Consider the following 26,636-nt stretch of genomic DNA (forward strand, 5'->3'; position numbering starts at 1 on the left):
ATTTGGGCGTAGTGCGCAGACATTTGCGCAATTGCCTTTTGTTTCAGTGGCTTGAGCCCGGCACGGCAACGCCAAATCCGCAGGCCTTGCGGAGAAAATCGAGACACGAATGTGTCCAACAAGGAGTGTATGATGAAAATCAAAACCCTTTTGCTTGGTGCGATTGCAAGCACGGCGATGGCCCCGATGGCCATGGCCGAGCGCGGATCGGACGGCAACGTCAGCATCATCTATTGGCAAGCACCCTCGATCCTGAACCCGTTCCTGTCGGGCGGCACCAAAGACGTCGAAGCGGCCTCGCTGGTGATCGAACCCCTGGCACGCTACGACCAAGACGGCAACATGGTGCCCTATCTGGCAGCCGAAATCCCGACCGTCGAAAACGGCGGTGTGAGCGAGGATCTCACCTCGATCACGTGGAAGATCGCTCCGGGGATCACCTGGTCGGATGGCACGCCGTTCACCTCGGCCGACGTGAAATTCACCGCCGATTACTGCATGGACCCCGAAGGTGGCTGTGCGCAGGTGACCAAGTTCGAAGGCGTCACCAGCGTCGAAGCTGTGGATGATCTGACCGTCAAGGTCACTTTCGACAAGCCGACCCCGTTCCCCTACGGTCCGTTCGTCGGCGGCGAAAGCCCGATCATCCAGGCAGCTCAGTTCGCGGACTGCATGGGCGCGAAAGCTCCGGAGTGCACCGAGCAGAACTTCAACCCGATCGGCACCGGCCCGTTTGTCGTCACCGAGTTCAAGCCGAACGACGTGATCACCTTCAAGGCCAACGACAACTATCGTGACCCGGCGAAACCGGCCTTCGCAACCGTGACCTTCAAGGGCGGCGGCGATGCGACCGCGGCCGGTCGCGCCGTGATGGAAACCGGCGAGTTCGACTATGCCTGGAACCTGCAGCTGGCGCCCGAAGTGATCGCGCAGATGCAGGAAGGCGGCAAAGGCACTCCGGTGGCAGGCTTTGGCCCGCTGGTCGAGCGCATCATGCTGAACCAGACCAACCCGTCGCCCGAACTGCCGGAAGGCGAGCGTTCGACGGCCAAGCACCCGCACCCGTTCCTGCAGGATCCGGCGGTCTACAAGGCTATGTCGATGGCAATCGACCGCCCGCTGCTGGTTGAGATCGGCTATGGCCAGGCGGGTAAAGTGACCTGCAACTGGGTACCGGCTCCGGCTGCGTTCAACTCGACCTCGATGACCTGCGACACGCAGGATATCGAAGGCGCCAAGAAACTTCTGGATGATGCCGGCATCGTCGACACCGACGGCGACGGCGTCCGCGAGAAGGATGGCGTTCCGCTGAAGATTGTCTATCAGACCTCGACCAACGCCGTCCGTCAGGACTTCCAGGCGCTGATCAAGGAATGGTGGAGTCAGATCGGCATCGAAACCGAACTGCGCAACATCAACGCTTCGGTCTTCTTCGGTGGTGACCCGGGCTCGCCCGACACGTTCCAGAAGTTCTATGCTGACGTCGAGATGTACGCCAACACCTTCAACGGCACCGACCCGCAAAGCTATCTGGGCAACGGCCTGTGCGACAAGGCACCGCGTCCCGAGACCCAGTGGCAGGGTGAGAACATCAGCCGCTTCTGCAACGAAGAGTTCGACAAGCTGCACGCCCAACTGGCGCAGACCGCCGGTCTGGAGCAGCGCGCCGAAATCGCGAAGCAGCTGAACGACATCATGGTTCAGAACGGCGGCATGATCCCGCTGGTCCACCGTGGTCGTCTGTCGGCCCACGCCAACACTCTGGGCGGTGTCGTCCTGAACGTGTGGGACAGCGAACTGTGGAACATCGCTGACTGGTACCGCAAGACCGGTTCCTAAGCGCTAGCCTTGCACAGCCGCGTCCCGATCTGTATCGGGGCGCGGTCTTTCGCAAGTTCCACCAACAAGAAGACGCATATAAAGGCGCCTCTTAATGCTCAACTTCACCATTCGACGACTGATCCTGGCCGTTCCGACGCTCTTGTTCATCAGCCTCGTCATCTTCCTGCTGCTCGAGCTCGCCCCCGGCGACCCGATGGCACAGGTTCCGCTTACCGTTCCGCCCGAAGTCAAAGAGAAGATGCGCGAGGCGCTTGGCCTCGGCCAGCCGATGCATGTCCGGTTCTGGAAATGGATCGTGCAGTTCTTCTGGATCGAACCGCAGGTTCTGGTTGACCACATCTTTGGCACCACCTTTTCCGAAGGTGACCTGCGTGTGATTTCGTGGCAGACCCGCTCGCCCGTCATGGACATCGTCGTTCAGCGTATCCCGCAGACCCTGTGGGTTGTAGGCACCGCCTATGTGGTCGCCATCCTGATCGCCCTGCCCATCGGCATCTATTCGGCCTATCGCCAGTATTCGTGGTTCGACCAAATGGGTACTTTCGTGTCGATGGTCGGTTTCTCGGTTCCGCCGTTCTTCTCGGGGGTGCTGGTGATCGTGATCTTCTCGGTCCAGTTGGGCTGGTTCCCGTCGATCTATGACACGACGCATGTGGTCAATGACTGGGACAGCTTCGTCGTTCAGCTGAAACAGATGATCATGCCCGTGATGGTGCTGGCGTTGCAGATCACGGCGCAGCTCAGCCGGTTCATGCGCGCCTCGATGCTGGACAACCTGAACCAGGACTACGTCCGTACTGCGCGCGCCAAGGGGCTGAGCGAGTACACCGTCGTCATGGTGCATGTCCTGCGCAACTCGATGATCCCGGTGGTCACCGTGATCGCTCTGGGTATTCCGGCGATATTTGGTGGCGCGATCATCACCGAGCAGGTGTTCAAGGTGAACGGCATCGGCCAGCTGCTGATCGGCGCAATTCAGGCCAATGACCTCCCGATGGTGCAGACGCTGACCTTCATCTTTGCCGTGTTGATCGTCCTGTTCAACCTGATCGCAGACGTTCTCTACGGCATTCTGGACCCGAGGATCCGCTATGACTGATCACAATCAATCAGACACGCTGGTCCCTGATGAGGGCCTTGCGCCGGCCTCGACGGCCTTGCCGACTGCCGATGTAATGGAAGAACTGACCACCCCGCCCCGCAGCCAGTGGCGCGACGTGTGGGACCAGTTCAAGACCCACAAGGGCGCTATGATCGGCGCGATGCTGTTCGTCTTCATCGTCGCGGCCGTCTACCTTGGCCCGTTCCTGTGGACCATCGACCCGACCCAGATCGACATCCGTGCCCGCAACCAGGGGCCCAGCTGGGCCCACCCGTTCGGCACCGATCAGCTGGGCCGGGACATCATGGCGCGAATGATGTCGGGGGGGCAGACTTCGGTCTCGGTCGGCATCACTGCGATGCTGCTGGCGCTGTTCCTGGGGTCGTTCATCGGCGTGGTTGCCGGGTTCTTCAAACGGTTGGACGGGCCGCTGATGCGCCTGACCGACCTGTTTCTGGCCCTGCCGCTGCTACCGCTGCTGCTGGTGATGATGCTGCTGTTCCGCGAGCCTCTGTCCGCTGCGTTCGGGCTCGAGCGCGGGATCTTCATCCTGATCGTCTGCGCCATCGGCATCACCTCGTGGATGCCTACGGCGCGGATCGTGCGCGGCGACGTGCTGGCCATCAAGGAACGCGAGTTTGTTCTGGCCGCCCGCTCGATCGGTACCAGCAACACGCAGATCATCACCCGGCACATCCTGCCCAACGTGCTGTCGCCGATCATGGTGTCGGCCACGCTGGGCATCGCCACGGCGATCATCACCGAAAGCGCGCTGTCCTTCCTGGGGCTGGGCTTCCCGCCTGACTTCCCCACCTGGGGCCGGCTGCTGTTCGATGGTGTCGACTATCTGCAGCAATACCCCGAGCGTGTGTTCTGGCCCGGCCTGGCGATCTCGCTGACCGTTCTCAGCGTGAACTATCTGGGCGACGGCCTGCGCGATGCGCTCGATCCGCGGATCCGCGGACGCTGAACCAAAGTCAGTCGGCGCGCCTGAGCGCGCCGGCCAACACCACGATCACCACTGCCAGCGGCAGCAGGACGGCAAAGGCCAGCCGCAGTGACAGGATCCCCGCCAGAAGCCCGATCAGCGGCGGACCGATCAGCAAACCTCCGTACCCCAAAGTGGCCACACTGGCGATGGCCTGCCCCGGCGGGACATGCGGGTCGTTCGCGGCCCGGCTGAAAGCCAGCGGCATGATCACCGCATAGCCCACGCCCATCATCGCGAATCCAGCCAGCGCCCCGACCGCGCCCCCAGCCGATACCACCAGGAACACGCCGACGGCGGCGCAGGCTCCGCTGACCCGGGCCACCGGCACCGGGCCGAACCGGGCGATCACGAGGCCGCCCAGCAGCCGCACGGCAACCATGGACACCGAAAAGACGGCATAGCCCAAGGCCGCAACGCTTTCAGCCACACCCGTGACATCCCGCAGCAAGATGGCGCTCCAGTCAGCCACTGCACCCTCGCCCAACGCGCCGCACATCGCGGTCAGCCCGACCAGAACCAGAACGCCGCTGGGCAAGGCAAAGATCGTGGCGCCGTCGGACTGCACCCGCCGCGACGTCCATCGGACCCAGGACAGGGCAAGCGCGAGCGCGACGGTTGCCCCGCCAGCCAGCAGGAAATGCGGCAACACGGCAAGTTGCATCTGAACCGCGCCATAGCCGCTGAGCGCCCCTAGCCCGGCGCCGAGGCTCCACATCGCGTGGAACGAGGACATGACCGGTTTGGCATAGGCCTGCTCGACCTCGGCGGCCCAGGCGTTCATGGCCACATCCATCGAGCCGTGGAAGGCCCCGAAGATGAACAGGAAGGCGGCCAGCATGCCGAAGCTGTCGGCGGCCGCAAGAAGGATCAGTGATGCTGTGTACAGAACCGCGATCACCCGCGTCACCGTCACCGCGCCGAATCTGTCGGTCAGGCGTCCGGTGACTGGAAAGGAACACACCGCGCCGGCTGCCATGAACAACAGGCCATAACCAAGCTCCTCGTGGCTCAGCCCCAGACGGTCACGGACGGCCGGAATGCGCGAGGCCCAGATGCCGAACAGGGCGCCGTTCAGGATGAACATGGCGGCCACGGCCCGCCAGGCTGAAACCAATCCGATCATGAAACCTGCCCTGCCTGCGAAATATCTGCCTTGCAGCAATACAGGCGGCGCGCCGGTTGGCAAGCCGCGCTATTCCAGCTTGCGGCGGATGCGGCGAACGGCCAGCCAGACAAGCGCCACAACAGGCAGCGTCACGCCTGCGGTCAGCATCCCCTTGCTGATCCCGGCATTGGTCAACGGGTACAGCAGGTAACTGACCAGCGACACGGCGTAATAGCTGATGGCGACCACCGACAGGCCTTCGACCGTGTGCTGCAATCGCAGCGCCAGATCCGCCCGGCGGTCCATGCTCTCCAGCAAGGCCTGGTTCTGCGCGCTGCGCTCGACATCGACCCGAGTTCGCAGCAGATCACCGGCCCGAATGGCCCGGTCCGAAAGCGCCTGCAGCCGACGTTCGGTCGCTTTGACCGTGCGCATGGCCGGGTCATAGCGGCGCATCATGAAATCGGCGAATGTCTGACGCCCATGAAAGCGATCCTCGCGCAGCGCCTCGATCCGCTGGTGCACGATGGCCTCGTAGGCCCCAGTCGCGGCAAAGCGAAAGGCCGATCGCGCCGACAGAGTCTCGAGTTCGGTCGAGGTGGCCAGCAATTGCGGCAGCAGATCGTCTGGATGGGTCGTGTCCTTGGTCATTTCGCCCATCAGCTGGGTCAGTTGCCGGTCCAACTCGCCGATCTGGGGCATCAGGGCCTTGACCCGGGCAAAGCCCAACATGGACATCGCCTTGTAGGTCTCGATCTCGCACAGGCGCTGGATGATCCGGCCGGTGCGCCTGCGCCCGGTGCCCTCGGACACGAACAGAGCAAACCGCATGTGACCCGCTGGGTCGATGCGAAAATCGCTGGCGCAAATCGCCGAGTCGTCCAGCACCCGCGACACCGCCAGGCTTTCCGGCTCGAACCAGTCCGCCAGCGCGGCTTGCGTGGCCCCGTCATCCGGGCGCGGCACCACCCGCAGCATGATCGAGGTCACGCGCTGGCCCGGACTGGCCATCAGCCAGTCGGGGGGAAATACCTCGAAATCGGCGGGGTTGAAGGCACGCTCGCTGACATTCTGAGTAATGGCCGTGTAGGTCACGAATTCCGTGTGGTGTTCCCACTTCAACCAATGCCGCCCGATCTGGCCGGCATAGTGGGTGGCATCGGGCTGCGGATGCTGCGCCCCGTGGCGGTCCAACAGGTCGATCAGGTGGGCCATATCTTCGGCCCGGTCGCGCGCCACCGCGGCGACCGGCTTTTTGATCGCAAGGAAGACAACCGTGCACGGCGCCTGCGCCACGGGGAACGGCCGCGCGTGCAATTCATTGGCCAACGCATAGCGCAGCGGATGATCCTCGATTGGCGTCATGAACGGCTCCTTGTGTTCCGGGCACTATACGACACCGGAGGATTTCATCAATTCTCTTTTTATTTCATATACTTACGTGGATACCGCGGTATACAAGCCGGCTATCTCATTGATTTGGCTGCCAGAGCTCAATGGGATTGCCCTCGGGGTCGTGCAAGCGGGCGAATTTTCCGATCTCGCTGTTCCATTCGTCACGGGTCTCCACCTCGATTCCAGCCGCACGCAGTTGGTCGACCATGGCCGCCAGATCGTCGACTCGGAAATTGATCATCCATTGTTGCGCCGCATCGCCGAAATAGTCCGTATCCGCCGCGAATGGGGCAAACACCGTGTAGCCTTCGCGCTGCTTCCACGGGACCGGGTCATAGTGATTGACGCCCAGATGGGTCTCGTACCATTGCGACAGAGCCTTCGGATCGCGGGCGCGAAAGAACACCCCGCCAATGCCGTTTACCTTCTGCACGGAACACCTCCTGCCGATTGGGGTTGATACGGCATCATACCCTGAAACGAAAAAAGGCGCCCGCGAGGGGCGCCTTTTCCACGGATATCAGCCACAGATCAGTCGATCATTGGCAGCAGCTTGTCCAGCGACTGCTTGGCGTCGCCATAGAACATGCGGGTATTTTCCTTGTAGAACAGCGGGTTTTCGATGCCCGAATACCCAGTTCCCTGCCCGCGTTTCGAGACGATCACCTGCTTGGCCTTCCAGCATTCCAGAACCGGCATTCCGGCAATGGGGCTGTTCGGGTCTTCCTGCGCCGCAGGGTTCACGATGTCGTTCGAGCCGATGACGATCGCCACATCCGTTTCCGGGAAGTCGTCGTTGATCTCGTCCATTTCCAGCACGATGTCATAGGGCACCTTGGCCTCGGCCAGCAGCACGTTCATGTGGCCCGGAAGACGGCCCGCGACAGGGTGGATGGCAAAGCGCACATTCTTGCCCTTGGCGCGCAGCTTGCGGACCAGTTCGCTGACCGATTGCTGCGCCTGCGCCACCGCCATTCCGTAGCCGGGGATGATGATGACGCTGTCGGCATCGTTCAGCGCCGCTGCAACACCGTCAGCGTCGATCGCCACCTGCTCGCCCTCAACCGCCATCTGTTCACCCTGTGGGCCACCAAAGCCGCCCAGGATCACGCTGACAAAGTGACGGTTCATCGCCTTACACATGATGTAGGACAGGATCGCACCCGACGAGCCCACAAGCGCACCAACCACGATCAGCAGGTCGTTGCCGAGGCTGAAGCCGATCGCCGCTGCCGCCCAGCCCGAGTAGCTGTTCAGCATCGACACAACCACCGGCATGTCGGCACCGCCGATACCCATGATCAGGTGATAGCCGATGAACAGCGCCGCCAGCGTCATCAGGAACAGCGGGAAGAAGCCGCCTGAAGCGGTGTACCAGATCAGACAGATCAACGAGAGACCTGCCGCCGCCGCGTTCAGCGCATGGCCGCCCGGCAGCTTGGTTGCCGCAGACGTCACCTTGCCGGCCAGCTTGCCATAGGCCACGACCGAACCGGTAAAAGTGATCGCACCGATGAAGATGCCCAGGAACAGCTCGACATGCAGAATGGCCAGCTCGGCCGGGGTTTTCTTGGCGATCAGTTTCGCGAAGGCGCCCAGATCCGACAGGTCGGCATCCTTGGCCGCGTCAACGATCGCAAGGACTTCGGCGACGTTCTTGATCTCGAAATGGGCGTTGTACCCGACGAAAACAGCCGCCAGACCCACCAGCGAGTGCATGGCGGCCACAAGCTGCGGCATCTCGGTCATCTGGACGCGCTGCGCCACGTATTGACCAATCAGACCACCGCCGATGATCAGCAGCAGCGACAGCAGCCACAGGCCCGATCCGGGGCCGACCAGCGTGGCGAACACCGCCAAGGCCATACCGACGATGCCGTACCAAACCGCGCGCTTGGCGCTTTCCTGGTTCGACAGGCCGCCGAGCGAAAGGATGAACAGAACAGCCGCAACGACATAGGCGGCAGTGGTGAAGCCAAATTCCATGTGCCCGGCCTCCTTAAGATTTCTGGAACATGGCGAGCATGCGCCGGGTTACGAGGAAACCGCCGAAGATGTTGATCCCGGCCATGAAAATCGACAGCGCCGCCAGCAGAATGACTAGGAAAGACCCCGACCCGATCTGCATCAACGCGCCCACGATGATGATCGAGGAAATCGCGTTGGTGATCGCCATCAACGGTGTGTGCAGACTGTGGCTGACGTTCCAGATCACCTGGAAGCCCACAAAAACGGCCAGCACGAAGACGATGAAATGCTGCATGAAGCTGGCCGGAGCCACCAGCCCCACCAACAGCATCAGCGCACCGCCCACGCCCAGCAGGGTGACCTGCTGCTTGGTCTGCGCCTTGAAGGCCGCGATCTCTTGCGCGCGCTTTTCTTCGGGCGTCAGTTCCTTGACCTCGGCCTTGGGTTTGGCCGCTATGGCCTGCACCTTGGGCGGTGGTGGCGGGAATGTGATCTCACCTTCGTAGGTGACGGTCGCGCCACGGATCACGTCATCTTCCATGTTGTGGTTGATCTGACCGTCCTTGTCGGGGGTCAGGTCAGTCATCATGTGACGGATGTTGGTCGCATAAAGCGACGAAGACTGAGCCGCCATCCGGCTGGGGAAGTCGGTATAGCCGATGATGGTCACGCCATTGTCGGTCACGACCTTTTCATCCGGCACGGTGCCTTCGACATTGCCTCCACGCTCGGCCGCAAGGTCTACAATGACCGAGCCGGGCTTCATCGCCTTGACCATATCCTCAAGCCACAGCTTGGGGGCCGGGCGGTTGGGGATCAAGGCCGTAGTGATGACGATGTCCATCTCGGGCGCCAGCTCGCGGAACTTGGCCAGCTGCGCGTTGCGGAACTCCTCGGACTGAACCGAAGCATACCCTCCGGTGGCCGAGCCATCCTGCTGTTCTTCCTCAAAGTCCAGATAGACGAATTCGGCGCCCATCGACTCGACCTGTTCGGCGACCTCGGGGCGCACATCGAACGCATAGGTGATCGCGCCAAGCGACGTCGACGTCCCGATGGCGGCCAGACCTGCCACGCCAGCACCAACGATCAAAACCTTGGCCGGCGGCACCTTGCCCGCGGCCGTCACCTGGCCGGTGAAGAAACGGCCAAAGTTGTTGCCCGCTTCGATCACCGCACGGTACCCGGCGATGTTGGCCATCGAAGACAAAGCGTCCATCTTCTGCGCGCGGCTGATGCGGGGCACCATTTCCATCGCGATGACATTGGCGCCCTTGGCTTTCGCCAATTCCATCCCTTCTTCGTTCCCTGCCGGGTTGAAGAACGAGATCAGCGTCTTGCCCTTGGTCAGGCGCTTCATTTCGGTCTCGGTGGGCACGCGCACCTTGGCGATGATGTCCGACGATTTCCACAAAGAGGCGGCTGTCTTGACGATTTCCACCCCGACGGCCTCGTAAGCCTCGTCCGAGAAACCGGCGGCAGCACCGGCCCCCTTCTCGATGGCGCATTCGTAGCCCAATTTCTGCAGCTGCACGGCTGACTCCGGAGTCATCGCGACCCGGTTCTCGCCTTTCAGTATTTCCTTTGGCGTGCCTATTTTCACCGGCAAGTCCCCCTAATTTTCACTCTGACCGAGCGGGTGGTCGGTATTGTTTGTTAAGCAAAGATCTATCCTGCGCAACATTATTTCGCAAGCGCAGCATTCATTACGTTGTGTCACGGGTCGGCGCATTTCAGATCCACCGACGGGTTTTGCGTTCGTAACGCGCGAAATCCGCACGGAAGGTGCGGCGCAGGCGGTCCTCTTCGGGCAGGATGAACCGCCGTTCCAGTACCCAGACGAAAACCGGAACCAAAACAAGCGACAGCACGGCATCGAAACGCAGGATCAGCCCGGCAAGGATCAGGACATCGCCCAGATAGATTGGGTTGCGGCTGCGTTTGTAGATGCCCGATTGCACCATTGCGGTAGGTGTTTCATGCGGAATGACCGTCGTACGGTGGCGGCGGAATTCTACGATTGCCAGAACCGCCAACAGGATCCCCCCACCAATCAGCAGACCGCTCAGCAGGTCGGTCAACCCGCCTTCCAGCGACAGGCCGAGCGACAGATAACGGCCCTGCAACCAGGCCAACACCGCGAAGCCCAAAAGCCACAGTGGCGGTACGTCGATACGGCGCATGAGCATCCCTTTTGAATGACGACATGCACCGACACATGTCGCTTCCGGGCCAAGTCCTACCGCTTTCAGACCCCGATGGCAAAGCATCTTGGCCCTGCGGCCGAATATTGTGCACCCAGGCCACAAACAGGCGGGCGTAGACAGCCCGGCACCGATCCGATACCCCGGTTCGGACACAAGAAAACACCGGGATTGATCATGACCGATTTCGCCGCCACCAAAGCCATGTTCCACCTGCCGGAAGGAGTGCTGTATCTGGACGGCAACTCGCTGGGCCCTCTGCCCAAGGCGGCGGCCGCGAAAGTGCAGAAGATGCTGACCGAGGAATGGGGCCAGATGCTGATCACCGGGTGGAACAAGGCCGGATGGATGAGCATGCCGACCGACCTGGGCGATCGGATCGGCCGCCTGATCGGCGCCGCACCCGGCACGGTCGTGGTAGGCGACACGCTGTCGATCAAGGTCTATCAGGCGGTTGCCTCGGCATTGGAGCTGAACCCGGGGCGCAAGGTGGTCCTGTCGGACAACGGCAACTTCCCCTCCGATCTCTACATGGCTGACGGGCTGCTGCGCTCGCTGGGCGAGGGGTACGAGCTTCGGGTCGTGGACCCCGAGGCCGTGGCCGAGCACATCACCGACGACGTCGCCGTGCTGATGCTGACCGAGGTCGACTATCGCACCGGCCGCAGGCATGACATGAAGGCGCTGACCGATCTGGCACATGCTCGGGGCGTCATCACGGTGTGGGATCTTGCCCACTCTGCCGGGGCCATCCCGGTCGACCTGGCCGGGTGCAACGCCGATTTCGCGGCGGGGTGCACCTACAAATACCTCAACGGCGGCCCGGGCGCTCCGGCCTTCATCTATGTCGCTCCGAAATGGGCCGACACCGCGCGCCCGGCCCTGTCGGGCTGGTTGGGGCACGAGGCGCCGTTTGCCTTCGACCTCGACTATCGCCCCGGCGCAGGCATCGAGCGCATGCGCGTCGGCACGCCCCCGGTGATCCAGATGACCGCGCTGGCCGCGGCGATGGATATCTGGGACATGGCCGACATGGATGATGTACGCGCCAAGTCCATTGCCCTGACCGAACAGTTCGTCCAGCAGGTCGAGGCCACCTGCCCCGATCTGGAGCTGGCCAGCCCCCGCGACCCCGCGATGCGCGGCAGCCAGGTCTCGTTCCGGTTTGCCGACGGTTACGCGGCGATGCAGGCCCTGATCGCCCGCGGTGTGATCGGGGATTTCCGCGCGCCCGACATCATGCGGTTCGGCTTCACGCCGCTGTATATCGACGAAGGCGACGTGACGCGCGCCGTCGAGGTCCTGACGGACATCATGCAGAACCGTTTGTGGGACAAGCCGGAATACAAGATCCGGCAGCGGGTTACCTGACCTCAAGCCCCGCGCCGATCAGCGCGGTCAGCTGGGCGATGCGCTGCTCGAACTCCTCGGCGTTCGAGGCGGTCATCTTGATCCCCTTCAGCGCGGCGGTGATGGTCCGCGCGGTCTCGGCCGGTCCGTCCGGCAGGAGCACGCGACCCGCCGCCAGTTCACGCTCCAGCCATACGGCGTAGAGGTCCGCCAGCGCCGCCTCACCCTCGGCCACGATGTCGGCGGCGGTGGACTTGCTGGTATCCAGCATCTCAAGCCCATGCGGCGAGGCCAGTATGGCCGCCATCCCGGCGATCTGCGCGTCAATCGCCCGCGCAAGGATCTCGGGCACCGTTCCGTCGCCCTGCAGCGCCTGCGCCACCGCCGCGATCTTTTCGGCGTAATGCGCCTGCGTCAAGCTGCGAACGATGGCCTCTTTGTTCTTGTAATGCAGATAGACCGCCGGACGGGACATACCCGCGCCACGCGCTATGTCATCCATCGAGGTCTTGCGGAACCCATAGGCGGAAAAGGCCTGAAACGCCGAAGTCAGGATCGCCTTTGCCCGTGTATCATCCAGTTTTTCCGCCATGAATTGATCTCTGACAGTTTCCCGCGAAATTGTCAATTGACGCACTGACATTTTTCATCAATTATGTCAGAAACCAGCCACAGCCAAAAGAGGTGCGCCATGGCGACCACGCTGACGATCAACGGAAAGCCACATCAGGTCGATCTGCCCGACGATGTCCCCCTTCTGTGGGTGCTGCGCGACGAGGTGGGCCTGACCGGAACCAAGTTCGGCTGCGGGGTGGCCGCCTGCGGAGCCTGCACGGTGCAGATCGACGGCGAGGCCGTCCGCTCGTGCCAGGTCACCCTGTCCGATGTCTGGGGCGAGGTCACCACGATCGAAGGGTTGGGAACGCCCGACAACCTGGCCACGATCCAGCAGGCCTGGGTCGACCATCAGGTCGCGCAATGCGGCTATTGTCAGTCGGGCCAGATCATGCAGGCCGCCGCGCTGCTGGCCGAAAATCCCGCCCCCTCTGACGAAGAAATCGACGAGGCGATGCAGGGCAACCTGTGCCGCTGCGGCACCTATCCGCGCATCCGCGCCGCGATCCACGACGCCGCCGCCAAGCTGAAGGAGGCCTGATCCATGGCCAGCATCGGAAAAATCCTGCGCCGCACCTTCCTGATCGGGTCCGCCGCCATCGTCGGCGGCGTGGCTTTCGGGGTCTATTATGTCAATCGCCCTGCCAAGAACCCGCTGAAACCGGGGGACGGTGAAGCGGCCCTGAATCCGTTCATCCTGATCGACCAGAACGGCGTGACCTTGTTTGCACCGCGCGCCGAGATGGGCCAGGGCGTCAAAACCACATGGGCCGCCCTGATCGCCGAGGAACTGGACGTGGATCTGGATCAGGTCACCGTTTTGCACGGACCTGCGGCGGCGGCCTATTACAACTCGGCCCTGATCGGCGAGAGCCTGCCCAACAAGGGCTATGACGTCTCGAACTTCCAGCACAATCTGGGCGAGGCCCTGGGCGTGATCGGCAAGGCGCTCAGCCTGCAGGTCACCGGCGGCTCGACCTCGATGAAGGACGGGTTCGAACGCATGCGCGCGGCTGGTGCCTCGGCCCGCGAGACGCTGAAACAGGCCGCCGCCGGCCGACTGGGGGTGGATCGGGCTCAGTTGAAGACCGCTTCGGGCCATGTCATCGCGCCTGATGACAGCAAGATCGCCTATACCGACCTGGCTGCCGACGTGGCGCAGATGGAGCCCATCGACGCAGAACTACGCGACCCGTCCGAGTGGCGCTATCTGGGCCGGACCCTGCCACGTCTGGACATGGTGGAAAAGGCCACCGGCACCGCCCAGTTCGGCGTTGACGTGCGCCTGCCCGGCATGAAATTCGCCAGCGTCCGGATGAACCCCAAGCTGGGCGGCCAGATGAACGGCTTCGACGACAGCGCCGCCAAGGCAATGCCGGGCGTCGAAGAGATCGTCGATCTGGGCAATGGTGTCGCGGTGATCGCCACCAACACCTGGCTGGCCAACCAGGCGGTCGAGGCCATCGACGTTGATTGGGGCGAGGCCCCCTATCCCCCTGAAACCGACGCCATCTTTGCCGAGATCGCCAAGGCTTTCGACACGGACCCGAACTCGACCATGCGCGATGACGGCGACGTCAGCACCGTTCCCGAAGGCGCAATCGTGATCGAGGCTGAATACACCGTCCCCTACCTGGCCCACGCCACGATGGAACCGATGAACGCCACCGCGCTGTTCACCGGCGACGCCTTGGAATTGTGGTGCGGCAACCAGGCCCCCACGCTGATTCAGTTCCGCGTTGCCAACACGGCGGGTCTGGACACCGAAGCCGTCCAAATCCACACCACCTATCTGGGCGGCGGGTTTGGTCGCCGCGGAGAGCTGGATTTCGGCGACATAGCCACCAAGGTGGCCATGGCCGTGCCCGGCACTCCGGTCCAGACCACCTGGAGCCGCGAAGAGGATATGCGCCACGACTACTACCGCCCCGGTGCGATGGCGCGGATGCGCGGTGCGGTTCAGGATGGTAAGGCAGTGCTCATCGATGGTGCAGTCGCAGCGCAATCCTGCACGCAGCAAGCCGTCGAGCGCTATACCGGATTGCCCGGCGCTGGCCCGGACAAGGTTCTGGTCGAAGGGTTCTTCAACCAGCCCTACGCGGTGCCCAGTTATCGCATGAGCGGCCATATCGCCGATCTGAAGATCCCGGTGGGCTTCTGGCGCTCGGTCGGCAACAGCCACAACGGGTTCTTCCACGAAACCTTCATGGATGAGATGGCTTACGCGGCCGGCCGCGACCCGCTGGACTTCCGGCTGGAACTGGCGGGCGGCGAACATGCGCCCTCAGCCGGGTGTCTTGAGGCGGTGCGCGACATGTCCGGCTGGACGGGCAAGACCCCCGATGGTGTGGGCCGCGGCGTGGCCCTGACCTACAGCTTCGGCACCCCCGTCGCGCAGGTGATCGAGGTGGTCGACGAAGACGGCACCATCCGCATCAGCAAGGCCTGGATCGCCTGTGACATGGGGCTGGCCCTTGACCCCGAAAACGTCAAGGCGCAGATGTTCGGCGGCATGATGTATGGCCTGTCGGCGGCTTGTTACGGCGAGATCACCTTTGCCGATGGCGAGGTCGAACAGTACAACTTCCCCGACTATGACGCGCTGCGCATGCACACTGCGCCGCAGGTTGAGGTTCAGGTGCTGGAAACCAACCGCTTCATGGGTGGCGCGGGTGAACCCGGCACGCCGCCCTCGATGCCGGCGCTGGGCAACGCGCTGTTTGACCTGACCGGGCAACGCGCGCGGACCCTGCCGCTCAACAAGCAGTTCAACCTGCTGGTGTGAAAAGAAAAAGACCGGCGCGGTGGTGGCCGCGTCGGTCTTTCGAAGGAATCTGAGAGCCGATTGTCAGGCCGATTGCCGCACCGGCGTCGGCATGGCGCCTGCCGACCAAGCCCGCACCGCGTCGCCAAAAGCCTGAAACAGGGGCCGCGACACCGGGTCATTCGCCGCATCCCATTCCGGGTGCCACTGAACCGACAGGGTGAACCCGGGCGCATCCTGGATATAGATCGCCTCGGGCGTACCATCCGGCGCATGGCCGTCGATCACCACGCCCTTGCCCACCGTCTTGATGCCCTGCCCATGCAGCGTATTGGTCATCACCTCACTGGCGCCGAACAGTCGGTGGAATACCCCGCCCTCGGTCAGATTGACCACGTGGCGCAGGGCGAATTTCTCTTCCAGCGTGCCATCGGGCGGCATGCGGTGGTTCATCCGGCCGGGCAGATCGCGGATTTCCGGGTACAGAGTGCCGCCCATGGCCACGTTGACCTCCTGGAAGCCCCGGCAGATGCCCAGAAAGGGCTGGCCGCGCTCGACGCAGGCCCGCACCAGCGGCAGGGTGATCGCATCGCGCGCCCGGTCGAATTCACCATGCGCGTCAGTTGCCGACTCGCCGTATTCCTCGGGGTGAACGTTGGGGCGGCCTCCGGTCAGAAGGAACCCGTCGCAAACCTCAAGCAGTTCGGCCACATCGACATAACGCGGGTCGGCCGGGATCAGCAGCGGCAGACAGTTCGAAACATTCGCGACCGCGTCCGAATTCATCGTGCCCCCGGCATGGGTGGGGTACTGGTCGTTCATCAGATACGAATTGCCGATGATGCCAACGACGGGTCGGGACATTGTGCTACCTTGCTGTTTTACTTGAGCTGGTCGGAAATTATCCGCCCCTTCAGTAACGTGCAAGAAAACACGCCCTGCACCATGGCGCAAGGACGTGTTCAGATACGCACATATTGTTCCCGATTTCCGCAGAGCGCTGGATCGATTTCCCGAAAGAGGCGGCCTCGGCGGAACGGCGCTTCTTCAGATCAGGTCTCGCCAGTCAGCCCGGAGGCCTCGATCCCTGCCATGGCGGCAGCGGCATCGTTGTCCGAGGTGTCGCCGGTTACCCCGACAGCCCCGATCACGGCACCCTTGCGGTCGCGCAAAAGCACGCCGCCCGGAACCGGAACGACCTGCCCGCCATAGACCCCGTTCACCGCGGCCATGAAATAGGCCTGCGCCTCGGCCCGCTGCATCTGGGCGGTGCCTGCCATGCCCAGCATGACCGAGCCATAGGCCTTGCCATGGGCAATCGCGAACCGGCCCGGGGCCGCGCCGTCCTCGCGCTCGAAGGCGATGACATGGCCGCCGGCGTCCAGAACCACCACCGACAGGGGTTTCAGGTCCATCTCGCGCCCTTTCTCAAGGGTTTTGCGAATGATGGTGCGGGCCTTTCTGAGTGAAACCGACATGATCTTGTCCTCTGTCTGCGGTGGTCTGTCCCGGTTCTAGCCTTGACGAGCCTTCAGTTCCAGCCGCCGCGCATGCAGGACCGGCTCGGTATAGCCCGAGGGCTGCACCCGCCCCTTGAACACCAGATCGCAGGCGGCCTGGAAGGCGATGCCGTCGAACCCCGGCGCCATGGGCCGATAGGCCGGGTCGTCCGCGTTCTGGCGGTCGACCACGGCGGCCATCTTCTTCATCGCGGCCATCACCTGATCGGCGCGGATCACGTCGTGATGCAGCCAGTTGGCCAGCGCCTGGCTCGAAATCCGGCAGGTGGCGCGATCCTCCATCAGACCCACGTCGTTGATATCGGGCACCTTCGAGCAGCCGACACCCTGATCGACCCAGCGCACGACATAGCCCAGGATGCCCTGCGCGTTGTTCTCGATCTCGCGAGTGATTTCATCGTCGCTGAGGTTGCGGCCGCTCAGCAGCGGGATGGTCAGCAGATCGTCCAGCGTGCCGCGCGGACCTCCGGTAGCGATCTCGTCCTGACGGGCCAGAACGTCTACCTTATGGTAATGGGTCGCGTGCAGGGTCGCTGCGGTGGGAGACGGCACCCAGGCACAGGTCGCACCGGCCATCGGGTGGCCGATCTTGGCCTCGAGCATCTCACCCATCCGGTCGGGCATGGCCCACATGCCCTTGCCGATCTGCGCCCGGCCCTTCAGCCCGCAGGCCAGCCCGATATCGACATTGCGATCCTCGTAGGACTGGATCCAGGGCGTATTCTTCATGTCGCCCTTGGGCAGCATCGGCCCGGCCTCCATCGAGGTGTGGATCTCATCCCCCGTCCGATCGAGGAACCCAGTATTGATGAAGGCCACCCGCGATTTCGCGGCGCGGATGCATTCCTTGAGGTTCACCGAAGTCCGGCGTTCCTCATCCATGATGCCCAGTTTCACGGTGTTGCGCGGCAGGCCCAGAATGTCTTCGACCATGTCGAAAATCTCGACCGAGAATGCGACCTCTTCTGGGCCGTGCATCTTGGGCTTGACCACGTAGACCGAACCGTGGACCGAGTTGCCGCCATCACGCTGCAAGTCATGCATGGCGATCAGCGTGGTGCAGAGTGCATCCATCAGCCCCTCGCCGATCTCGTTGCCTTCGGCGTCCAACACGGCGGGGTTGGTCATCAGGTGCCCCACATTGCGCACCAGCATCAGCGACCGGCCCTTGAGGCTGCCGGCCGATCCGTCGGGCCGGATAAAGGCGATGTCCTCGGACAGTTTGCGGGTAAATGTCCGGCCGCCCTTGGTAACCTCCTCGGTCAGGTCGCCCTTCATCAGGCCCAGCCAATTGCCATAGGCCACGACCTTGTCCTCGGCATCGACACAGGCCACCGAATCTTCGCAGTCCATGATGGTGGACAGGGCCGATTCCAGGCGCACGTCGGAAATGCCTGCCGGGTCCGAGGCGCCGATGGTGCTGGACGGGTCGATCATGATCTGGATGTGCAGGCCGTTGTTCTTCAGCAGCACGAAGTCCGGACCCTCGGCCGCACCGCCGAAGCCCACGAATTTCCCGGGATCGGCCAGCGCCGGGACCAATGCGCCGCCTTCGACCTTCAGACCGGACACATCGGCCCAGCTGCCTTGGGCCAGCGGCACGGCCTCGTCCAGAAACGCCTTAGCCCACGCGATCACCCGCGCGCCGCGGGCCGCGTCATAGCCGCCCCCCTGCGGCAGGTCGCCCATCGCGTCGGTGCCATAGAGCGCGTCATACAGGCTGCCCCAGCGGGCATTGGCCGCGTTCAGGGCAAAACGCGCATTGGTGATCGGCACCACCAGTTGCGGGCCGGGCGTCGCGGCGATCTCGGGGTCGACATTCGCCGTGTCGATTTGGAAATCGGGGCCTTCATCCAGCAGATAGCCGATCTCGCGCAGGAACGCCTGATACTCGGCCATGTCGATGGGCTGCCCCTTACGCGCAAGGTGCCACGCGTCGACACTGCCCTGGATATCCGAGCGTTGTTGCAGCAGGTCGCGGTTTTTCGGGCCAAACTCGGACACCATCCGCGAAAGACCGGCCCAGAATGCGTCGGGCTCAACGCCCGTTCCGGGAAGCGCGCGTTCCTCGATGAAATCGATCAGAACCTGATCTACGTCCAATCCGCTCCGGATAGCTCTGCCGCTCATGACTCGAATCTCCTGCCCTTCGTGTGCCGTTGTATGCAGTCATCAATTAGGGGCATTGTTTCCGATAGGCAACTTGCCGCTGCATCAATCCGCCTTTCAATTCCGCCTGAAACAGCTTCAAACCGTGCAAGGTAATGCCGCCCCGACCCGCCTGCTTGCAGCGACACGGCGATCCTCCTAACGTCGCGCGGGAACATACCGACACGAGGCCCCAGATGCGCGACGCCGCCCCCACCACGATCTACCTGTCCGACTATTCGCCCTTCGGTTTTCTGGTCGACAGCGTTCACCTGACCTTCGATCTGGCCCCGAACGCAACGCGCGTGACATCGCGCATCGCGTTCCGCCCCAACCCGCAGGCCACCGACCGCACGTTCTTCCTGCATGGCGAAGAGCTGAAGCTGATCCGCGCCAGCATCGACGGCACCCCGATCACCCCCGAGGTCACCGAAAAGACCCTGACCGCCAGAGTCCCCGATGCCCCCTTCGTCTGGGAGGCCGAGGTCGAGATCGACCCCGGCAACAACACCGCGCTGGAAGGGCTGTACATGTCGAACGGCATGTATTGCACCCAGTGCGAGGCCGAGGGGTTCCGCAAGATCACCTTCTATCCCGACCGGCCCGACGTGATGTCCACCTTCACCGTGCGCGTCAACGGCGACCTGCCGGTGCTGCTGTCGAACGGCAACCCGACGGGCAAGGGCGAAGGCTGGGCCGAATGGACCGACCCCTGGCCCAAGCCCGCCTATCTGTTCGCGCTGGTCGCCGGAGAGCTGGTTGCCCATTCCGACAGCTTCACCACCCGCTCGGGCCGGCACGTCGATCTGAACCTGTGGGTCCGGCCCGGAGACGAGGGCAAATGCGCCTTTGGCATGGAGGCCCTGAAGCGGTCGATGAAATGGGACGAGGATGTCTATGGCCGCGAATACGATCTGGACGTGTTCAACATCGTCGCCGTCGATGATTTCAACATGGGCGCGATGGAGAACAAGGGGCTGAACATCTTCAACTCGTCGGCGGTGCTGGCCAGCCCTGAAACCTCGACCGATGCCAATTTCGAACGGATCGAGGCGATCATCGCGCATGAATATTTCCACAACTGGACCGGCAACCGCATCACCTGCCGCGACTGGTTCCAACTGTGCCTGAAAGAGGGGCTGACCGTGTTCCGCGACGCGCAGTTCACCTCGGACATGCGCTCGGCCCCGGTCAAGCGCATCCATGACGTGATCGACCTACGCGCGCGCCAGTTCCCCGAGGACAACGGCCCGCTGTCACACCCCGTGCGCCCCGAAAGCTTTCAAGAGATCAACAACTTCTACACCGCGACCGTCTATGAAAAAGGCGCCGAGGTGATCGGCATGCTGAAAACGCTGGTGGGGGACGACGCCTATTCCAAGGCGCTGGACTTGTATTTCGAACGCCATGACGGGCAAGCCTGCACGATTGAGGACTGGCTGAAAGTATTCGAGGACACGACTGGCCGCGACCTGGCCCAGTTCAAGCGTTGGTACAGCCAGTCTGGCACGCCCCGGGTAAAGGTCGAGGAGGATTGGGCCGACGGCACCTTTACCCTGACCCTGTCCCAAAGCACCCCACCCACACCCGGCCAGCCCGAGAAGCTGCCACAGGTGATCCCCGTGGCCGTGGGCCTGCTGGGCCCCAATGGCGACGAGGTGCGCGGGACCGAGGTGCTGGAACTGACCGAAGCGCGCCAGAGCTTCACGTTCGAGGGGCTGGCCGCGCGGCCCGTCGCCTCGATCCTGCGAGGGTTCTCGGCGCCGGTGATCCTTGAACACGACCGCCCGAACGCCGAACGCGCGTTTTTGCTGGCCCATGACACCGATCCGTTCAACCGGTGGGAGGCCGGACGGACGCTAGCGCAGGATACCCTGCTGCGCATGATCACCCAGGACGCGGCACCCGATGCCGAATATCTGGATGGCTTGCTGGCCGTTCTGCGCGACGCCGATCTGGACCCGGCCTATCGCGCGCTGATGCTGGGCCTGCCGACCCAATCGGAACTGGCCGCCGCGCTGCACGAACAGGGCGAAACGCCCGACCCTATGGCGATCTGGCGCGCGGTCGAGACCCTGCGCCAGGCCACCGCCCAGCACATGCAGGACCTGCTGCCCCGCCTGCACTCCGAGGCGCTGGTGGACAGCCCCTATTCGCCCGATGCCGAACAGGCGGGCAAGCGCGCCCTGGGCAGCGCCGCGCTGGCGCTGACCACCCGGCTGGACGGCGGGGCCATGGCGGCCGAGGTCTATGCCAAGGCCGACAACATGACCCTGCAGCTCAGCGCCCTGTCCTGCCTGCTGCGTGCCGGCAAAGGTCAGTCGGAACTGGCGGCATTCTACGACCAGTGGCACGACGACCGGCTGGTTCTGGACAAATGGTTTGGGCTTCAGGCCTCGCTTGCCGCACCGGATGATGCACCGCGGATCGCCCGCACCTTGTCCGAGCATCCCGATTTCAACTGGAAGAACCCCAACCGGTTCCGTGCACTGATAGGTGGGCTGGCGATGAACCACGCCGGGTTCCACCATGCCGGCGGCGCGTCCTACGCCTTGCTGGCCGACTGGCTGATCCGGCTGGACCCGGTCAACCCGCAGACCACCGCGCGCATGTGCACCGCCTTTCAGACCTGGAAACGCTATGACGCCGACCGTCAGGACCTGATCCGCACGCAGCTGAGCCGCATCGCCGAAACCCCGAACCTGTCGCGCGACACGACCGAGATGATCTCGCGCATCCTCGGGGCATGACGGCGCCCGAGGGCTCCGGGTTCCGCTTTACCCGCCACAACCGGTCGCCCCGCAGCATCGCCATTCTGGCCGCTGTCTATGCGGGGCTGCTGGCGCTGGTGCTGGTATTCGACGCGGCATGGTGGTTGATCGGGTTGCTGGCTCTGGGCACCCTGCCCGCGTTGTGGGACGTGCTGCGCGACACCGATGCCGGGCTGAACCTGGACTCGGCAAAACTGCGCTGGCATTCGGGCGCTCGGCAGGGCGAGATCGACGTGACCGAGATCGACTTCTTCCGCTTCGACACGCGCTGGGACTTCTCGGTGCGCGTGTCGATCATCCTGACCAACGGCAAACGCCTGCGCCTGCCCGACGAAGCCCTGCCGCCGCACAAGCAGCTGGAACAGGCGCTGCAACAGGCTGGGTTTCGGGTTGACCGACACCATTTCACGGTATTCTGAAACGATTCACGGAATCCGCGTCGATTGATCCTGTCTGATCCATTGAAGCAGAAAGTTTAATGTTAGAATCCTTGAACTGGTCACAATTCCGGTTCAGAATTCATCGTTAGTTAACAAGTTTGTACAGTTTCGAGTGTTTTCGATGTTCCGGTCGTTCTGGGCAGGTCTTGCCCGTATCAATCCCATATCAAGTCACGTGGCTCCGGTTTCGGACGCGGGTTCCCGCTGTCTGGAAGATGTCGGGCGTCTCAATATTCCCGTTGCGGAACTGGGTGCGGCTGACCTGATCGGGCGGGACATGATCGAACGCGGGCGCCATCTTGCTCGGCAGGATCGTTGGGCCGAACTGTCAGCCGAGATCCTGGCCGCGGACCAAGCCCGGACAACAGCCCCGGACGGGCTGCCCATCGCCGATCTTCTGGCGTTTGGCGCGCGATCGGATGTTGTCTTGGCCGCCGAACACGCGCTGTCCGACGGCGGTGCGATCGCCGAGTACGACCTGCTAGGCGGTATTTCCGAGCTTGAGGGTGTGAAACAGGATCATCCCGATGATCCGATGATTGCTCTCATCGTCGCTCTGGCCCACATCGATCTGGCATGGGCGTGGCGTGGCACGGCTCTGGACGCGGCGCTGCCGCCGCTGCATCGTTCACGCTGTGCTGCACATTTTGACCGGGCTGCAGCCATCCTGCCCCAGTGCCGAAAGGCGCTGCCGGACAGCCCTGTGGTCGCCGCGGCCGACTGTGCCCTGCTGGCTGGTCAGCGCACCAAGCGGGCCCGGGTGGCGGATCAGTACGAACGCCTTATTTCGCTGGATCCGCGAAACCATCGACACATGCGCGCGATGGGCAGCCACTTGCTGCCGCGATGGTTCGGCAGCTATGAAGAGCTTGAGGTACAAGCCCTGCGCAATGCCGCGAACACGCGCGACACGTGGGGCGCGGGCGGATACACATGGGTTCAGTTCGACGCAATTGCATTGGATGAACAAGCCTGCGCGCGGCTGGACGTCGAGTATTTTCTGGAAGGTCTACGCGACATCGTGCAACGGATGCCGGACCAGCAAACGATCAACCTGCTGGCCTCGTATTGCGCGATCACGGTGCAGAACGGGTTCGGTCTGGACGACAAGGCCGATCTGGTCCGCTCCCAGATCCGGGAGGCCGCTCAATGGCTGATCCGCGATCATTTGACCGAACTGCACCCGCTGATCTGGGCCCACGCGGCCAACGGGTTCAACAACTCGGTCCGCGTCAACTCACCCGAGCGGTTCGCGGCACGTGGACAGCGTGACGCCTTGCGCGCCATCGGTGATCTGTTCCGCGAGGAATTGCGCAACGGGACCGACGTGACCTTCACGCCTTCAGGTCTGCAACTGACCAGCCACTGAGAATTGCGTCTCGGCGCCCTTTGCCCCTTGCCCCTTGGCCTTGCCAGGCATAATACCCATGCCTGAACTTCTGCGGAAATGAGGCGCGCCATGCTCGACTTGACCTATGAACTGCCCAAACCAAAGACCATCGCCGGTGCCAAGCACGACTGGGAACTGGTGATCGGGATGGAGGTGCACGCGCAGGTCTCGTCCAATGCCAAGCTGTTTTCTGGCGCATCGACCAAATTCGGAGCCGAACCGAACTCGAATGTGGCCTTTGTGGATGCGGCCATGCCGGGCATGCTGCCGGTGATCAACGAATTCTGTGTGGAACAGGCCGTGCGCACCGGTCTGGGTCTGAAAGCCGACATCAACCTGAAATCGGCCTTTGACCGCAAGAACTATTTCTATCCCGACCTGCCGCAGGGCTATCAGATCAGCCAGCTGTATCACCCGATCGTGGGCGAAGGCGAAGTTCTGGTGGAACTGGGCGACGGCACCGCGCGCATGGTGCGCATCGAGCGCATCCACATGGAGCAGGACGCGGGCAAATCGATCCATGACATGGATCCGAACATGTCCTTCGTCGACCTAAACCGCACCGGGGTCTGCCTGATGGAGATCGTAAGCCGCCCCGACATCCGCGGCCCGGAAGAGGCCGCCGCCTATATCGCCAAGCTGCGCCAGATCATGCGTTATCTGGGCACCTGCGACGGCAACATGCAGAACGGCAACCTGCGGGCCGACGTGAACGTGTCGATCTGCCGTCCGGGCGACTATGAGAAATACATGGAAACGCAGGACTTTTCGCACCTGGGCACGCGTTGCGAGATCAAGAACATGAACTCGATGCGGTTCATCCAGCAGGCCATCGAGGTCGAGGCGCGCCGCCAGATTGCCATCGTCGAGGCCGGCGGCAAGGTCGAGCAGGAAACCCGTCTGTATGACCCCGACAAGGGCGAGACGCGCTCGATGCGGTCCAAGGAAGAGGCGCATGACTATCGCTATTTTCCCGACCCCGACCTGCTGCCGCTGGAAATCGAGCAGGCCTGGGTCGATGACATCGCCGCCAAGCTGCCCGAGCTGCCGGACGAGAAAAAAGCCCGTTTCATCAATGATTTCGGCCTGACCGACTATGACGCATCGGTGCTGACCGCCGAGGTTGAATCGGCCGTGTACTTCGAAGAGGTCGCCAAGGGCCGCAACGGCAAGCTGGCCGCGAACTGGGTCATCAACGAGCTGTTCGGCCGCCTGAAGAAAGACGACCGCGACATCACCGACTCGCCGGTTTCACCCGCGCAGCTGGGCGGGATCATCGACCTGATCGCCTCGGACGCCATCTCGGGCAAGATCGCCAAGGACCTGTTCGAGATCGTCTATACCGAAGGCGGCGACCCGGCGCAGATCGTCGAAGAGCGCGGCATGAAGCAGGTGACCGACACCGGTGCCATCGAGGCTGCTTTGGACGAGATCATCGCTGCCAACCCGGCCCAGGTCGAGAAGGCCAAGGTGAACCCGAAACTGGCCGGCTGGTTCGTCGGACAGGTGATGAAGGCCACCGGCGGCAAGGCCAACCCCAAGGCGGTCAACCAGTTGGTTGCGCAGAAGCTGGGCCAATAAGGTCTTTCGGTTTGTACAGGCCGGGCAACTGGGTTTGTCCGGTTTGTACAGATTTTGCCCGGAGTTGTTGACGCTTTCAGGGCCCGAGGCAGCGCTTGACTCGGGCGACCGGTTGCGGCCTTTGTCTTGGCCAGAGAGGTGAGGTGCCATGCAGAACAGATTTGACCAGGAGCTGGTGGACCGGCTGGTTCGATATGCGGCCATCGACAGCCAGAGCGACGAAAACTCGCCCACCACCCCCAGCACGGAAATCCAATACGACATGCTGAACCTGCTGCAGCAGGAGCTGGCAGAGATGGGCGCGCAGGATGTGACCATGACGGACTATGGCGTCGTTCTGGCCACCATTCCGGGCACCGCGCCAGGGCCGACCATCGGCTTTCTGGCCCATGTGGACACCGCGCCGCAGTTCAACGCGACCGGGGTCAAACCGCGGGTCATCAAAGGCTACAATGGCGGCGACATCACCTTTCCCGACGATCCGTCACTGGTGCTGTCCCCGGCCGATCACCCTTATCTGGCCAGTAAGGTCGGCGACGACCTGATCACCGCCTCGGGCTCCACGCTGCTGGGCGGCGACGACAAGGCGGGCGTGTCGATTATCATGACGATGGCCCGGCACCTGCTGGCCGATCGGACGATCGCGCACGGACCGATCCGCATCGCCTTTACCCCCGACGAGGAAATCGGTCGGGGTGTGACCGAAGCGCTTCCCAAGGATCTGGGCGCCGACTTCGCCTATACGCTGGATGGTCAGCAACTGGGCGAGATCGAATATGAAAGCTTCTCGGCCGACCGGGCAGTGATCAGGATCGAGGGCGTTTCCATTCACCCGGGTCTGGCCAAAGACAAGATGGTGAACGCGACCCACCTGGCGGCCAAGATCGTGCAGACGCTGCCTCAGGCCACCATGACCCCCGAAGTCACCGACGGGCGCGAAGGGTTCATCCATGTGACCGATCTGAAGGGCGGCTCGTCCGAGATGGAGATCAAGCTGATCCTGCGCGATTTCGAGATGGACGGGCTGGAAGCCAAGGGCGAGCTGGTGCGCAAGGTCTGTGATGCAGTACAGGCCAGCGAACCGCGCGCCAAGATCAGCGTCGAGATCAGCCACCAATACCGCAACATGCGCTACTGGCTGGAAAAGGACATGACACCGGTGGACTTGGCGCGCGAGGCCTGCCGCGAAATGGGGATCGATCCGGTCTCGGTTCCGATCCGCGGCGGCACCGACGGGTCGCGCCTAACCGAGTTCGGCACCCCCTGCCCCAACATCTTTACCGGCATGCAATGCATCCACGGGCCACTGGAGTGGATCTCGGTCCAGGACATGGCGGTGGCAACCGAGCTGTGCCTGAAGATCGCCTCGAAGGCGACGCAGGGGGAAAGCCACAGTCGAGGCTGAAATTCGCCGGGGCGCGAAGTTTTCTGTTCCCCGTCCCTGACGGAA

Annotated in this window: 21 protein-coding genes; 11 read left to right on the forward strand and 10 right to left on the reverse strand. The window is 63.0% G+C overall.

All coding sequences use genetic code 11. From position 1 onward, the window contains the following. Window positions 1-132 precede the first annotated feature (132 nt). From AC2FNL_RS12695 to AC2FNL_RS12705, 3 genes are all read left to right on the forward strand, one after another. Window positions 133-1,839: a peptide ABC transporter substrate-binding protein gene (locus AC2FNL_RS12695; protein ID WP_093965071.1), complete on the forward strand. Its 1,707-nt coding sequence runs from the start codon at window positions 133-135 to the stop codon at window positions 1,837-1,839. 94 nt (window positions 1,840-1,933) lie between these two features. Then, entirely contained in the window at window positions 1,934-2,941 is a 1,008-nt protein-coding gene (locus tag AC2FNL_RS12700; protein ID WP_170340351.1) for an ABC transporter permease, read from the forward strand. Then, window positions 2,934-3,914, forward strand: coding sequence for an ABC transporter permease (locus AC2FNL_RS12705; RefSeq protein WP_496833869.1), 981 nt, complete (start codon window positions 2,934-2,936; stop codon window positions 3,912-3,914). Before AC2FNL_RS12700 ends, AC2FNL_RS12705 begins: the two co-directional genes overlap by 8 nt. Before the next feature lie 7 nt (window positions 3,915-3,921). On the opposite strand, the gene AC2FNL_RS12710 is transcribed toward AC2FNL_RS12705, so the two are convergent. The 6 genes from AC2FNL_RS12710 to AC2FNL_RS12735 all read right to left on the reverse strand — a co-directional run bounded on the left by AC2FNL_RS12710 (window position 3,922) and on the right by AC2FNL_RS12735 (window position 10,586). Next, window positions 3,922-5,058, reverse strand: coding sequence for an MFS transporter (locus AC2FNL_RS12710; protein WP_496833870.1), 1,137 nt, complete (start codon window positions 5,056-5,058; stop codon window positions 3,922-3,924). A gap of 69 nt (window positions 5,059-5,127) precedes the next feature. Beyond that, a complete protein-coding gene (locus tag AC2FNL_RS12715) occupies window positions 5,128-6,405 on the reverse strand; it encodes a DUF3422 family protein (RefSeq protein ID WP_170527968.1) in 1,278 nt (425 codons plus the stop codon). 106 nt (window positions 6,406-6,511) lie between these two features. Then, window positions 6,512-6,868, reverse strand: coding sequence for a VOC family protein (locus tag AC2FNL_RS12720; RefSeq protein ID WP_149776878.1), 357 nt, complete (start codon window positions 6,866-6,868; stop codon window positions 6,512-6,514). A gap of 98 nt (window positions 6,869-6,966) precedes the next feature. After that, window positions 6,967-8,421, reverse strand: a complete 1,455-nt coding sequence (locus AC2FNL_RS12725; RefSeq protein ID WP_496833871.1) for an NAD(P)(+) transhydrogenase (Re/Si-specific) subunit beta — start codon at window positions 8,419-8,421, stop codon at window positions 6,967-6,969. A 13-nt stretch (window positions 8,422-8,434) separates the two neighbouring features. Further along, window positions 8,435-10,006, reverse strand: coding sequence for a Re/Si-specific NAD(P)(+) transhydrogenase subunit alpha (locus AC2FNL_RS12730; protein WP_170340345.1), 1,572 nt, complete (start codon window positions 10,004-10,006; stop codon window positions 8,435-8,437). A 130-nt stretch (window positions 10,007-10,136) separates the two neighbouring features. Beyond that, window positions 10,137-10,586: a methyltransferase family protein gene (locus AC2FNL_RS12735; protein ID WP_093964875.1), complete on the reverse strand. Its 450-nt coding sequence runs from the start codon at window positions 10,584-10,586 to the stop codon at window positions 10,137-10,139. Between the two features lie 198 nt (window positions 10,587-10,784). Here AC2FNL_RS12735 and kynU point away from each other — a divergent pair, with 198 nt between their 5' ends. After that, on the forward strand, window positions 10,785-11,978 hold the full coding sequence (gene kynU / locus AC2FNL_RS12740) for a kynureninase (protein WP_496833872.1): 1,194 nt from the start codon (window positions 10,785-10,787) through the stop codon (window positions 11,976-11,978). Here the strand turns inward: kynU and AC2FNL_RS12745 are convergent. Further along, window positions 11,971-12,549, reverse strand: a complete 579-nt coding sequence (locus tag AC2FNL_RS12745; protein WP_496833873.1) for a TetR/AcrR family transcriptional regulator — start codon at window positions 12,547-12,549, stop codon at window positions 11,971-11,973. The two genes, kynU and AC2FNL_RS12745, sit on opposite strands and share 8 nt — an antisense overlap. A 99-nt stretch (window positions 12,550-12,648) precedes the next feature. Between AC2FNL_RS12745 and AC2FNL_RS12750 the strand changes: the two genes are divergently transcribed. Then, window positions 12,649-13,113, forward strand: a complete 465-nt coding sequence (locus tag AC2FNL_RS12750; protein ID WP_093965067.1) for a (2Fe-2S)-binding protein — start codon at window positions 12,649-12,651, stop codon at window positions 13,111-13,113. 3 nt (window positions 13,114-13,116) lie between these two features. Continuing rightward, window positions 13,117-15,357 carry a xanthine dehydrogenase family protein molybdopterin-binding subunit gene (locus tag AC2FNL_RS12755; protein WP_496833874.1) on the forward strand — a complete coding sequence of 747 codons (2,241 nt, stop codon included), beginning with the start codon at window positions 13,117-13,119 and terminating at the stop codon, window positions 15,355-15,357. A gap of 63 nt (window positions 15,358-15,420) precedes the next feature. On the opposite strand, the gene AC2FNL_RS12760 is transcribed toward AC2FNL_RS12755, so the two are convergent. The 3 genes from AC2FNL_RS12760 to AC2FNL_RS12770 form a co-directional block, all read right to left on the reverse strand. Next, window positions 15,421-16,200: a gamma-glutamyl-gamma-aminobutyrate hydrolase family protein gene (locus AC2FNL_RS12760; protein WP_496833875.1), complete on the reverse strand. Its 780-nt coding sequence runs from the start codon at window positions 16,198-16,200 to the stop codon at window positions 15,421-15,423. 188 nt (window positions 16,201-16,388) lie between these two features. After that, on the reverse strand, window positions 16,389-16,814 hold the full coding sequence (locus AC2FNL_RS12765; protein ID WP_496736514.1) for a GlcG/HbpS family heme-binding protein: 426 nt from the start codon (window positions 16,812-16,814) through the stop codon (window positions 16,389-16,391). Window positions 16,815-16,850: 36 nt separating this feature from the next. Then, entirely contained in the window at window positions 16,851-18,986 is a 2,136-nt protein-coding gene (locus tag AC2FNL_RS12770) for a malate synthase G (protein ID WP_496833876.1), read from the reverse strand. A gap of 215 nt (window positions 18,987-19,201) precedes the next feature. Here AC2FNL_RS12770 and pepN point away from each other — a divergent pair, with 215 nt between their 5' ends. From pepN to pepT, 5 genes are all read left to right on the forward strand, one after another. Continuing rightward, window positions 19,202-21,754 (forward strand): aminopeptidase N, encoded by a 2,553-nt coding sequence (gene pepN / locus AC2FNL_RS12775; RefSeq protein WP_496833877.1) that lies wholly within the window; start codon window positions 19,202-19,204, stop codon window positions 21,752-21,754. After that, a complete protein-coding gene (locus tag AC2FNL_RS12780) occupies window positions 21,751-22,194 on the forward strand; it encodes a hypothetical protein (RefSeq protein WP_093964868.1) in 444 nt (147 codons plus the stop codon). The genes pepN and AC2FNL_RS12780 overlap by 4 nt, the downstream gene beginning before the upstream one ends. A gap of 196 nt (window positions 22,195-22,390) precedes the next feature. Beyond that, entirely contained in the window at window positions 22,391-23,584 is a 1,194-nt protein-coding gene (locus tag AC2FNL_RS12785) for a hypothetical protein (protein WP_496833878.1), read from the forward strand. 90 nt (window positions 23,585-23,674) lie between these two features. Continuing rightward, window positions 23,675-25,186 carry an Asp-tRNA(Asn)/Glu-tRNA(Gln) amidotransferase subunit GatB gene (gene gatB, locus AC2FNL_RS12790; RefSeq protein WP_093964867.1) on the forward strand — a complete coding sequence of 504 codons (1,512 nt, stop codon included), beginning with the start codon at window positions 23,675-23,677 and terminating at the stop codon, window positions 25,184-25,186. 148 nt (window positions 25,187-25,334) lie between these two features. After that, window positions 25,335-26,591: a peptidase T gene (pepT, locus tag AC2FNL_RS12795; protein WP_496833879.1), complete on the forward strand. Its 1,257-nt coding sequence runs from the start codon at window positions 25,335-25,337 to the stop codon at window positions 26,589-26,591. Window positions 26,592-26,636 lie beyond the last annotated feature (45 nt).

The sequence above is a fragment of the Ruegeria sp. CRTD044 genome (genome assembly GCF_059613485.1).